The sequence below is a fragment of the Pseudomonas sp. R15(2017) genome (genome assembly GCF_002112685.1).
Lineage (GTDB): Bacteria > Pseudomonadota > Gammaproteobacteria > Pseudomonadales > Pseudomonadaceae > Aquipseudomonas > Aquipseudomonas glycinae.
Map to the genome: position 1 here is coordinate 44,768 of NZ_NEII01000004.1, position 12,582 is coordinate 57,349.

The 12,582-nt window shown below is 61.1% G+C and carries 5 protein-coding genes; 4 read left to right on the forward strand and 1 reads right to left on the reverse strand.

What is annotated here, in order from left to right; all coding sequences use genetic code 11:
- Positions 1 to 4: 4 nt before the first annotated feature.
- Positions 5 to 2,944 carry a bifunctional [glutamate--ammonia ligase]-adenylyl-L-tyrosine phosphorylase/[glutamate--ammonia-ligase] adenylyltransferase gene (gene glnE / locus CAF77_RS09965; RefSeq protein ID WP_085654403.1) on the reverse strand — a complete coding sequence of 980 codons (2,940 nt, stop codon included), beginning with the start codon at positions 2,942 to 2,944 and terminating at the stop codon, positions 5 to 7.
- A 384-nt stretch (positions 2,945 to 3,328) separates the two neighbouring features.
- Here glnE and aceE point away from each other — a divergent pair, with 384 nt between their 5' ends.
- The 4 genes from aceE to CAF77_RS09985 all read left to right on the forward strand — a co-directional run bounded on the left by aceE (position 3,329) and on the right by CAF77_RS09985 (position 12,559).
- Entirely contained in the window at positions 3,329 to 5,974 is a 2,646-nt protein-coding gene (gene aceE, locus CAF77_RS09970) for a pyruvate dehydrogenase (acetyl-transferring), homodimeric type (protein ID WP_011332129.1), read from the forward strand.
- Positions 5,975 to 5,985: 11 nt separating this feature from the next.
- Positions 5,986 to 7,947, forward strand: a complete 1,962-nt coding sequence (gene aceF, locus CAF77_RS09975; RefSeq protein ID WP_085654404.1) for a dihydrolipoyllysine-residue acetyltransferase — start codon at positions 5,986 to 5,988, stop codon at positions 7,945 to 7,947.
- Between the two features lie 278 nt (positions 7,948 to 8,225).
- Positions 8,226 to 9,623, forward strand: a complete 1,398-nt coding sequence (locus tag CAF77_RS09980; protein WP_064382879.1) for an alkaline phosphatase D family protein — start codon at positions 8,226 to 8,228, stop codon at positions 9,621 to 9,623.
- Positions 9,624 to 9,862: 239 nt separating this feature from the next.
- Positions 9,863 to 12,559, forward strand: coding sequence for a bifunctional diguanylate cyclase/phosphodiesterase (locus CAF77_RS09985; RefSeq protein WP_064382878.1), 2,697 nt, complete (start codon positions 9,863 to 9,865; stop codon positions 12,557 to 12,559).
- The last annotated feature ends 23 nt before the right edge of the window (positions 12,560 to 12,582 follow it).

A 12,582-nucleotide genomic window follows, 5' to 3' on the forward strand; every position in this document is an offset into this window, starting at 1 on the left:
AGAATCAGCTTAGCCCCAGCTCACGCCAGATCCGCATCACCTGCCGCCGTTCGTCCGCGAACTGATCGCCCGGTATCACCCCGGCGTCCTTCTGCAAGGCCTGCCGGTGGGCGGCGGAACGATAGGCCTTATAGGCCTCGCGCAACAGGCTGGCGTCTTCGGCCGGCATCAGCCCTTCGTGTTCCAGCTCTTCGAGAATGCGGATATTGTCCGTCCAGCGCAGCAACGGCGGGTGGGTCTGCGACCACGCCAGGGCCGCGTATTGCACCATAAATTCAATATCGACGATACCTCCGGCGTCCTGCTTGAGGTCGAACGGCGCCGTGGCCTCGAAGGCATTCGCCCCGGTACCGGCGGCGGTGCTCTTGCTGCCGAGGTTGTCGCGCATCTTGGCGCGCATCTCGCTCACTTCCTGTTGCAGTTTTGCCAGATCCCGCGCCTTGCCCAGCACCTGGGCCCGGACATTCTCGAAGGCCTGGCCGACATCCTTGCTACCCACCAGCACCCGCGCCCGCACCAGCGCCTGATGTTCCCAGGTCCAGGCTTCATTTTCCTGATAGCGCGCAAACGCGCCGAGCGAACTGACCAGCAGGCCGGACGCCCCGGACGGACGCAGGCGCATGTCCACTTCGTACAGCTGGCCGGAGTTGGTCTGCGCCGTCAGCAAGTGAATGATCCGCTGGCCGAGCCGGGTGAAGAATTGGGTGCCATCGATCGGTTTCGGGCCATCGGTTTCGGCCTGCTGGTCACCATCATGGATGAACACCAGATCCAGATCCGAACCATGCCCCAACTCGATCCCGCCGACTTTCCCATAACCGACAATGATGAAGCCGGGATCGCACAGCGTGCCGTCAGTGCGCAGCGGCGTGCCGTACTTGGCCACGGTCTGACGCCAGGCCAGCGCCAGCACCTGCTCCAGAATCGCCTCGGCCAGCCAGGTCAGGTAATCGCTGACTTTCATCAACGGCAGGCTGCCGGCGATTTCCGACGCGGCGACGCGCAAGCGGTGCGCCAGTTTGAAATGACGCAGGGCTTCCATCTGTTGTTCGAGGTCGTCTTCCGGGATCCGGGTCAGGCGCTCGCGCAGCTCGGCAGCCAGCTCCGGTGCCAGCGGTGGCTTGAACAGCCGGCCTTCGTTGAGCAATTCATCGAGCAGCAGCGGAAAACGGGTGATCTGCTCGGCGATCCACGGGCTGGCGGCGCATAGCGTCAGCAACCGCCGCAGCGCGCCGGGGTTTTCCGTCAGCAGCACCAGATAAGCCGAACGCCGGGCCACCGCCTCGACCAGCGGCAGGACGCGCTCCAGCACCAGATCGGGATTTTCGTGTTCCACCGCCTGAGCCAGAAGGCGCGGAATAAAGGCGTCGAGACGTTCGCGCCCCAGACGCTGCATCGCCCGCAACTGCGGGCTGGCACGCAGGCTCGCCAATGCCTTCAAGGCCTTGGTCGCGTCAGCGAAACCGCCCTCCTCCAACTGGCGACAGGCGGCCTCTTCGTCCTGAGCTTCTTCCCACAGCGGCAGCCATTCACCGCCGACCACCACTTCACTCTCGGCGCCTTCGTCCTCATCGGGATCGGCGATCACTTGCGCGAAGTGCCAGGCCACCCGGCCGCGCCAGAACATCAGCTTCTCGTGGAACGCTTCCCAGTCGGCGAAACCGAGCATGAACGCAATGCGCGCCTGATCCTGAGCGCTGTCCGGGAGCATCTGGGTCTGACGGTCGGCAATCGCCTGGATCGCGTGTTCGGTGTAACGCAGGAATTCGTAACCTTCGCGCAGCTCGCTGATGACGGCAGGCGGCAGATAGCCCTGCCCTTCAAGCGTGCTCAACACCTTTAATAGAGGGCGCTGTTGCAGACTCAGGTCGCGTCCGCCGTGAATCAGTTGAAAGGCCTGGGCGATGAACTCGACTTCGCGGATACCGCCGGAGCCCAGCTTGATGTTGTCGGCCATGCCCTTGCGCCGCACTTCCTGCTGGATCAGTTGCTTCATGGTGCGCAGCGCTTCGATCGCCGAGAAGTCCAGATAACGCCGGTAAACGAACGGCCGCAGCATTTCCTGCAACTGCTCGCCTGCCACCTGATCGCCGGCCACCACCCGAGATTTGATCATCGCGTAGCGTTCCCAGTCCCGGCCCTGATCCTGGTAATACTGCTCCAGCGCATTGAAGCTCAGCACCAGCGCACCGGATGAGCCGTACGGGCGCAGGCGCATGTCGACGCGGAACACGAAACCGTCGACGGTGATCGGGTCGAGGGCCTTGATCAGGCGCTGGCCGAGACGGATGAAGAATTCCTGGTTATCCAGCGGGCGCTTCACGCCGACGGTTTCGCCGCCCTCGGGGTAGGCGAAGATCAGATCGATGTCCGAGGACAGGTTCAGCTCGACCGCGCCAAGCTTGCCCATGCCGAGGATGACCATCTGCTGCGGTTCGCCGCTGCGCCGACCGGTCGGCGTGCCGAACTGCTCGCAATGGCGGCGGTACAACCATTGATAGGCCTGATCGATGCTGGCGTCGGCCATGTCCGAAAGGTCGCGGCAGGTCTGCACCAGATCGGCCTGACGGTTAAGGTCGCGCCAGATGATCCGCACCTGATGCCGGGTGCGCTGGCGACGCAGGACGCGGCCCAGCTCATCTTCGGTCTGCGCGGTGCTCACCGCCTCTGCAATCTGCCCGCACAACTCGCCGCGGGCGAACGGCCGGTCCAGTTCGCCGGACTGTACCAGCGACAACAACATCAAAGGGTCACGAACGCTCTGTTCAATGACGAAATCGCTGGCGGCGCTGACGCGGGCGAACTGCGCCCAGCGTTCCGGCGTCCAGGACGAGAAGCCGTGATCGTCTTCCAGTTGCGCGACGGCCGCACGGAACGACTGCTCCGATCGGCTGACCAACGGCAGGAGAATGGCGGGCAGTTCGGCAAGCGCGGGCAGGGTCATGGTCTATCCTTGTTCGGCGTGTAAATGGCCGCTTGTAGTGATGATTGAAAAACCGCTACGCGAAGGACTGTCGAACAAAAGTGAGAAATAGCTGAAATTTCTTTTTCTTTGGCAGCCAGCATCAAACTTTCACCTTTTCCGGATGGCCAAAGACCAACCTTAACGATTATTCTCACAACGCAGTCGGAGGCCACAAGCCTTTCATCTGTAGTTTTACTACTCGTCTATACATTCGAAAGGCTGAAATGCCGGATGATTTGTAGTAAAACTACACGCCGCCGGAACAACCTGTCGGCAATCCAAGAATTTTAAATCGTCTGCCCACAAGGCCAGTCGCAAACTCAGGCAACCGATTCTGGAAGCCTTTCCGCCCTGGAGCAAGCCATGCAAGACCTCGATCCCGTCGAAACCCAGGAATGGCTGGACGCCCTGGAATCGGTTCTCGACAAAGAAGGCGAAGACCGTGCTCACTATCTGATGACCCGTATGGGTGAACTGGCAACCCGCAGCGGTTCGCAGCTCCCTTACGCCATCACCACGCCTTACCGCAACACGATCCCCGTTACCCACGAAGCACGCATGCCTGGCGACCTGTTCATGGAACGCCGCATTCGCTCGCTGGTACGCTGGAACGCGATGGCCATGGTAATGCGTACGAACCTGAAAGATTCTGACCTGGGTGGTCACATCTCCAGCTTCGCTTCCAGTGCGACCCTGTACGACATCGGCTTCAACTACTTCTTCCAGGCCCCGACCGACGAACACGGCGGCGACCTGATCTACTTCCAGGGCCACACCTCGCCAGGCGTATACGCCCGTGCATTCATGGAAGGCCGCATCACCGAAGACCAGATGAACAACTTCCGCCAGGAAGTCGACGGTCAGGGCCTGTCGTCCTACCCGCACCCTTGGCTGATGCCTGACTTCTGGCAGTTCCCGACCGTTTCGATGGGTCTGGGCCCGATCCAGGCGATCTACCAGGCTCGCTTCATGAAGTACCTGGAACACCGCGGCTTCATCCAGCCGGGCAAACAGAAAGTCTGGTGCTTCCTGGGCGACGGCGAGTGCGACGAGCCGGAATCCCTGGGCGCCATCTCCCTGGCCGGCCGCGAGAAGCTGGACAACCTGATCTTTGTCATCAACTGCAACCTGCAGCGCCTCGACGGCCCGGTTCGCGGCAACGGCAAGATCATCCAGGAACTCGAAGGCGTGTTCCGCGGTGCTCAGTGGAACGTGACCAAAGTCATCTGGGGCCGTTTCTGGGACCCACTGCTGGCCAAAGACGTCGACGGCATCCTGCAACGTCGCATGGACGAAGTCATCGACGGCGAGTACCAGAACTACAAAGCCAAAGACGGCGCGTTCGTTCGCGAACACTTCTTCAACACGCCTGAACTCAAGGCGATGGTTGCAGACCTGTCCGACGACGAGATCTGGAAACTCAACCGTGGCGGCCACGACCCGTACAAGGTCTACGCGGCGTACCACGAAGCGGTCAACCACAAAGAACAACCGACCGTCATCCTGGCCAAGACCATCAAGGGTTACGGTACCGGTGCGGGCGAAGCGAAGAACACCGCGCACAACACCAAGAAAGTCGACGTCGACAGCCTGAAGCTGTTCCGCGACCGCTTCGACATCCCGGTGAAAGACGAAGAGCTGGAAAACCTGCCGTTCTTCAAGCCAGAGCCAAACAGCGCCGAAGCCCGTTACCTGGCCGAGCGTCGCGCCGCACTGGGCGGTTTCGTGCCTCAGCGTCGCGCCCAGAGCTTCAGCGTACCGACTCCGGATCTGGACACCCTCAAGGCGATCCTCGACGGTTCCGGCGACCGTGAAATTTCCACCACCATGGCGTTCGTGCGGATCCTCGCGCAACTGGTCAAGGACAAGGAAATCGGCCCGCGCATCGTTCCGATCATCCCGGACGAAGCCCGTACCTTCGGCATGGAAGGCATGTTCCGTCAGCTGGGCATCTACTCGTCCGTCGGCCAGCTCTACGAGCCAGTCGATAAAGACCAGGTGATGTTCTACAAGGAAGACCAGAAAGGTCAGATCCTTGAAGAAGGCATCAACGAAGCGGGCGCCATGAGTTCCTTCATCGCCGCCGGTACTTCGTACTCCAGCCACAACCAGCCGATGCTGCCGTTCTACATCTTCTACTCGATGTTCGGCTTCCAGCGTATCGGCGATCTGGCCTGGGCTGCCGGCGACAGCCGCACCCGTGGCTTCCTGATCGGCGGCACCGCCGGCCGTACCACCCTGAACGGCGAAGGCCTGCAGCACGAAGACGGTCACAGCCACCTGCTGGCTGCCACCATCCCGAACTGCCGCACCTACGATCCGACCTACGGCTACGAGCTGGCGGTGATCATTCAGGACGGCATGAAGAAGATGACCGAAGAGCAACAGGACATCTTCTATTACATCACCGTGATGAACGAGTCCTACCAGCAGCCAGCCATGCCGGCCGGTGCCGAAGAAGGCATCAAGAAAGGCATGTACCTGCTCGAAGAAGACACCCGCGATGCGGCGCATCACGTACAGCTGATGGGCTCCGGCACCATCCTGCGTGAAGTCCGTGAAGCGGCGAAGATCCTGCGTGAAGAGTTCAACATCGGCGCCGATGTGTGGAGCGTCACCAGCTTCAACGAACTGCGTCGCGACGGCCTGGCCGTAGAGCGCAGCAACCGTCTGAAACCAGGCCAGAAGCCTAAGCGCAGCTACGTCGAAGAGTGCCTGAGCGGCCGTAAGGGTCCGGTCATCGCCTCTACCGACTACATGAAACTGTTCGCCGAGCAGATCCGTCAGTGGGTACCGTCCAAGGAATTCAAAGTCCTGGGCACCGACGGTTTCGGCCGCAGCGACAGCCGCAAGAAACTGCGTCATTTCTTCGAAGTCGACCGTCATTTCGTGGTGTTGGCAGCCCTGGAAGCACTGGCTGACCGTGGCGATATCGAACCTAAAGTCGTGGCCGAGGCCATCACCAAGTTCGGCATCGACCCGGAAAAACGCAACCCACTGGACTGCTGAGGAGAAACTCTGTGAGCGAACTCATTCGCGTACCTGACATCGGCAGCGGTGAAGGTGAAGTAATCGAACTGTTTGTGAAGGTCGGCGACCGTATCGAAGCCGACCAGAGCATCCTGACCCTGGAGTCGGACAAGGCCAGCATGGAAGTGCCGGCCCCGAAGGCCGGCGTCATCAAGAGCCTGAAAGTGAAGCTGGGCGATCGCCTGAAGGAAGGCGACGAACTGCTGGAACTGGAAGTCGAGGGCGCCGCGCAAGCGGCCCCTGCTCCGGCTGCTGCGCCTGCCGCCAAGGCCGAAGCTGCACCGGCCGCCGCGCCTGCACCGGCTGCGCCAGCCGCTGCCCCTGCTGCCGCTTCGGTTCAGCAAGTGCACGTGCCGGACATCGGTTCGTCGGGCAAGGCCCAGATCATCGAGATCCAGGTCAAGGTCGGCGACAAGGTCGAGGCTGATCAGTCGCTGATCACCCTGGAATCCGACAAGGCGAGCATGGAAATCCCGTCGCCTGCCGCTGGCGTGGTCAAGGCCATCAGCGTCAAGTTGAACGACGAAGTCGGCACCGGCGACCTGATCCTGGATCTGGAAGTGGCGGGTGCTGCGGCCCCTGCTGCTGCCGCTCCGGCCCAGGCTGCTGCGCCAGCCGCTGCCGCTGCTCCGGCGCCGGCCGCTGCACCTGCCGCACCGGTTGCCGACAGCGTTCAGGACATCCACGTTCCGGACATCGGTTCGGCCGGCAAGGCCAAGATCATCGAAGTGCTGGTCAAGGCTGGCGACAGCGTTGAAGCCGACCAGTCGCTGATCACCCTGGAGTCCGACAAGGCGAGCATGGAAATACCGTCGCCTGCCGCTGGCGTGGTGGAAAGCATTTCCATCAAGCTGGACGACGAAGTCGGCACTGGCGACCTGATCCTCAAGCTGAAAGTCAAAGGCGCCGCTCCGGCTGCTGCCCCGGCTCCAGCTGCCGCTGCTGCACCGAGCGCTCCGGCGCCAGCTGCTGCTCCGGCTGCCGCTGCACCCGCTGCCGCCGCTCCGGTTGCTGCTCCAGCCAAGCCTGGTGCGAAAGTTCACGCCGGCCCTGCCGTGCGTCAACTGGCTCGCGAATTCGGCGTCGAGCTGAGCGCTGTCGGCGCCAGCGGTCCGCACGGTCGCATCCTGAAAGAAGACGTACAGACTTACGTCAAAGCCATGATGCAGAAGGCCAAGGAAGCACCGGCCGCTGCTGCTGGCGCAACCGGTGGCGCGGGCATCCCGCCGATTCCGGTCGTCGACTTCAGCCGTTTCGGCGAAATCGAAGAAGTGCCGATGACCCGCCTGATGCAGGTCGGCGCCGCCAACCTGCACCGCAGCTGGCTGAACGTGCCGCACGTGACGCAATTCGACTCGGCGGATATCACCGAGCTGGAAGCGTTCCGCACCGCACAGAAAGCTGTCGCAGAGAAGGCCGGCGTCAAGCTGACCATCCTGCCGCTGCTGCTCAAGTCCTGCGCACACCTGCTCAAGGAACTGCCGGACTTCAACAGCTCGCTGGCACCAAGCGGCAAGGCGATCATCCGCAAGAAATACGTGAACATCGGCTTCGCCGTCGACACCCCGGATGGCCTGCTGGTACCAGTCATCAAGAACGTCGACCAGAAGAGCCTGCTGCAACTGGCCGCCGAGGCCGCTTCCCTGGCTGAAAAAGCCCGGACCAAGAAGCTCTCGTCGGACGAGATGCAAGGCGCCTGCTTCACCATTTCCAGCCTCGGCCACATTGGCGGCACCGGCTTCACGCCGATCGTCAACGCGCCGGAAGTGGCGATCCTCGGTGTTTCCAAGGCAACCATCCAGCCAGTCTGGGACGGCAAAGCCTTCCAGCCGAAACTGATGCTGCCACTGTCGCTGTCCTATGATCACCGTGTGATCAACGGCGCCGCTGCTGCACGCTTCACCAAGCGTCTGAGCGACCTGCTGGCGGACATCCGCACCATCCTGCTGTAAAGCGCTCGGCCCTCCGGCAACGGAGGGCCGAATGCGTTCCACGTTTTCGAGCGCCACACGCTCGTACCTCAACCCCGTCAGTTTGGCGGGGCTTTTTTTTGCTTGGAATAACTGTCGCCTGCACTTTTCCCACAACTTGCGCTGATATAAGCCACGACTTCAGTCCACTTCAAATTGATATTTTTCAGCGACAGGCAACTAACCTTGGCGCATCAAAGTTGCACCGACAAACGAGACAACTTTATTACCCACCAACACTTATTCGAATGGATTCGAACATGCTGAAACCTACTGTCGGCCCGATCGTTGGCCATACAACAACTAATCAGGCGCGGATCTTTATTCGCGGCGGACTGCAACAAAACACTGCCGTATTTGCCGGAATTCGTTACCGACCATTGGACTCGAAACAATGGCAGACGGGGCAGTTTGTAAAACTTGATTCAACTCGCGACATGACTGAAGTGCTGGTGCTCGATCATTTGCAAGCCGACACGGACTACGAATACCAGACCGGCTGGTTCAGCCCGATGAGTCCTGTCCATACCATCCACAGCGTGGCGGAGTTGCCGCTGCAATGGCCACGGGAAACCTATCGCCTGCGCACCCGCAGCAGCCAGCCCTTGCAGCCGCGCGCCTACATCCTCGGCTCCTGCCGTTACCTGCGCATGACCGCCGGCATCCCGGTGCTGCCGCATCCGGGCGACCGGATCTTCGCGTCCATCAGCCAGTTGATCGAGGGGGCACAACCGGCAATCAGCGCAATCATGATGTGTGGTGATCAGATCTACGCGGACGATTTGAACCTGTTGGCCCCGGATCGCGACTATGACGAGATCATTGCAAAGTATCGTGCGGCGTTTTCCCTGCCCAATATCCGCCGACTGATGTCCGGCACTTCGACTTACATGATTCTTGATGATCATGAAATAGAGGACAACTGGCCAATGAACGCCAACGAGTCCGACATAGCGCTATATCGCAATGCAATGGCGGCTTACGATATCTATCAAGCGAGTCATAGCCCGATCTGCTCAACAACAACTAATGGAACAGTTGATCCCACATCACTTGAGCACTACTGGTATCAATTCAGCGATGGCGATATCGAATGGTTCATAACGGACAGTCGAACGCGCCGCAACTTGTCGGCCGAGAACCGTCGCATCCTCGACGAAGAACAGGAACAGGCCTTGTGCAAGTGGTTGGTCGAAAGCCCGGCGCGGGTCAAGTTCGTGGTCACCAGTGTCATGTTTTACCCCGACCGCAAAATGAACGGCGATGATGCCTGGGCGGGTTTCCCCGAACAGCGCCTGCGTCTGCTGGAAATCATCCGCCTGCATCGGATCAGGAACGTCGTGTTCATTTCAGGCGACGTGCACGGCTCGTTGACCAGTCGCCTGAGCCACAGCGAAGACCCTGACTTCGAAGTGCACACCGTCGTGTCTTCACCGCTGAGCAACAGCAAACTGCTGCCCTACGCCAGCGCCGCCATCTTCATTCTCGATCAGCCATTGACGCAGACCGAGGCAGGCGAATACCGGCACGCGCTGACCAGCCAGGTCGTCAGCCAGGACAACTTCGCGCACATGGTGGTCGAGACCGGGCGGATCCAGGTCAACTATCACGACCGGGATGGCAGGCACCTGCAATCCATCGATATACCGTTGCGATGAAATCCAGCGGCACGACCGTTCCGGATGCCGGAAGGCTCTGGAACGGCACTCTCCACGCCTAATAGCATTAGTTTCCGGCTACCGCTGGAGAAATGTTCACTGCAGCCGACATATTCTTATAGCACTTGGCCTTCATGTCTCTTGTCAGTCGGTGCCGCAATGATGCAACCTTGCCGCAGGCAACAGTAAAGAGGGCGCGAGCCCGGCGCGTTCAGCAAATTTCCAAGCGAGTTCCCTTCATGAAGAGCCAACCCGATGCCGCCAGCCGTATGGTGGCCGAGGTAGTGACGCAGTTGCCTGTGCCCTCGCGGCTCGGCATGCTGCGTTTCGAGCGCTTGAATGAAGCCAGTTGGGCCATGTTGTTTCTCGATCCCAACTGTGAACGCCAGTTCGGCCAGCCCGCCGTCGAGCTCTGCGCCCTGGTCGGCTCGCCCTACGCCAGCCTGATGGAGCCCGAAGCGCGCTATCAACTGCATGATGCGATCCAGCAACAACTCAGCCAAAGCTCGCATTACCTGGTGCGCTATACCCTGCACACCGCCGCCGGCGCACTGAGCATTCTTGAGCTCGGGGAAGCCTACAAACAGCACAACCGCCACTTGCTGCGCGGTTACCTGCTGGCGGTCGACAATGTGTTCGACGAGGCACCTTCGCTGCCGTCCGTCGACCTTGAAACCCAGAATTCACGCCTGCAAATCGCCCTTGAGCTCAATCAGCGTGCCCAGCAGGAACAACTGCAGCATCTGGAACGGGTGCGCGCCCAACAGGACCTGATCCTGTTGCTGGCCCGCCAGCGCTACAGCAGCCAGAACTCCCTGCAGGAAGCGGCCGAGCTGATCACCCGCTGCGCCTGCGATATCTATGAAATCGACTGTGCCAGCCTGTGGAACCTCGAAGGCCAGAAGTTGGTGCCGATTTCGGCGTACCACCGTGCTACCCAGGAATACATCCTGCCGGACGTGATTGATGTCAGCGGCTTCCCCGATTACATGGAAGCCTTGCACGGCAGCCGCGCCATCGACGCCCACAATGCGATGCGCGACCCGCGTACCCGGGAAATGGCCGAGGCCCTGCGCCCGCGTGACGTCAACGCCATGCTCGACGCCAGCATCCGCGTCGACGGCCAGGTGGTCGGCGTGTTGTGCCTGGAGCAGACCGGTGTCACCCGCGCCTGGCAGTCCGACGAAATCGCCTTTGCCGGTGAACTGGCCGACCAGTTCGCCCAGGTCATCAACAACCACAATCGCCGCACCGCCACCAGCGCCCTGCACCTGTTCCAGCGCGCGGTCGAGCAAAGCGCCAACGCCTTCCTGCTGGTCAATTGCGACGGCGTGGTCGAGTACGTCAACCCGAGCTTCACCGCGATCACCCAGTACACCACCGAGGAAGTCCACGGCCAGCGCCTCTCGGAGCTGCCAGCCCTGGAAAACCTCAGCGAGTTGCTGTTCGACGCGCCCTCCGCGCTGGCCAAAAGCAATAGCTGGCAAGGCGAATTCAAGAGCCGCCGCAAGAACCTCGAACCCTACTGGGGCCAGTTGTCGATTTCCAAGGTCTACGGTGACAACCGTGAGCTGACGCACTACATCGGCATCTACGAAGACATCACCCAGACCAAACTGGCGCAGCAGCGCATCGAGCGCCTGGCCTACACCGACAACCTGACCAACCTCGGCAACCGGCCTGCATTTATCCGCAACCTGGATGAACGCTTCGCCCGTGACAGCGATACCCCGATCAGCCTGCTGCTGGTGGACATCGACAACTTCAAGCGGATCAACGACAGCCTCGGTCACCAGACCGGCGATAAACTGTTGATCAGCCTGGCCCGGCGCCTGCGCAACAGCCTGAGCCCGAGCGGCAGCCTGGCGCGGTTCGCCAGTAATGAATTCGCGGTGTTGCTCGACGACACTGACCTTGCCACCGGGCAGCAGATCGCCAATCAATTGCTGGCGACGCTGGATAAACCGATGTTCGTCGACAACCAGCTGATCAGCGTCACCGGCTCCGTGGGCCTGGCCTGCGCGCCGCTGCACGGCCGCGACCCGCAGACCCTGATGCGCAACGCCGGCCTTGCCCTGCACAAGGCCAAGGCCAACGGCAAACACCAGGTGCAGGTGTTCACCGAAGCGCTGAACGCCGAGGCCAGTTACAAACTGTTCGTTGAGAACAACCTGCGCCGCGCCCTGACCCAGAACGAGCTGGACGTGTTCTACCAGCCGAAGCTGTGCCTGCGCAGCGGCCGATTGCTGGGCATGGAAGCGCTGCTGCGCTGGAATCATCCGGAGCGCGGCATGATCCGCCCGGATCAGTTCATCAGCGTCGCCGAGGAAACCGGCCTGATCATCCCGATCGGCAAGTGGATCGCCCGCCAGGCCTGCCGCATGAGCAAGGCGCTGACCGCCGCCGGCATGGGCAATCTGCAAGTGGCGATCAACCTGTCGCCCAAGCAGTTTTCCGACCCGGATCTGGTGGCCTCGATCGCCAACATCCTCAAGGAAGAAGCGCTGCCGGCCAATCTGCTGGAACTGGAACTGACCGAAGGCCTGCTGCTGGAAGCCACCGAAGACACCCACTTGCAGCTCGACCAGCTCAAGCGTCTGGGCCTGACCCTGGCCATGGACGACTTCGGCACCGGTTACTCGTCGCTCAGCTACCTGAAAAAATTCCCGATCGACATCATCAAGATCGATCGCAGCTTCATCCACGAAATCCCGGACAACCAGGACGACATGGAAATCACCTCCGCCGTGATCGCCATGGCCCACAACCTGAAACTCAAGGTCGTGGCCGAAGGCATCGAGACCGCCGAGCAGCTGGCGTTCCTGCGCCGGCACCGCTGCGACGTCGGCCAGGGCTACCTGTTCGACCGGCCGATTCCGGGCGGCGAGCTGATCCAGGCGCTCAAGCGCTACCCGCGTGGCCCGCTCTCTCTGTAACCCACCGGACACTATCCGCACAT

Excerpts from the sequence above, each read along its gene's own strand:
- glnE (WP_085654403.1), bottom strand. The coding sequence starts at position 2,944 with ATGACCCTGCCCGCGCTTGCCGAACTGCCCGCCATTCTCCTGCCGTTG.
- CAF77_RS09985 (WP_064382878.1), top strand. The coding sequence starts at position 9,863 with ATGAAGAGCCAACCCGATGCCGCCAGCCGTATGGTGGCCGAGGTAGTG.
- CAF77_RS09980 (WP_064382879.1), top strand. The coding sequence starts at position 8,226 with ATGCTGAAACCTACTGTCGGCCCGATCGTTGGCCATACAACAACTAAT.
- aceE (WP_011332129.1), top strand. The coding sequence starts at position 3,329 with ATGCAAGACCTCGATCCCGTCGAAACCCAGGAATGGCTGGACGCCCTG.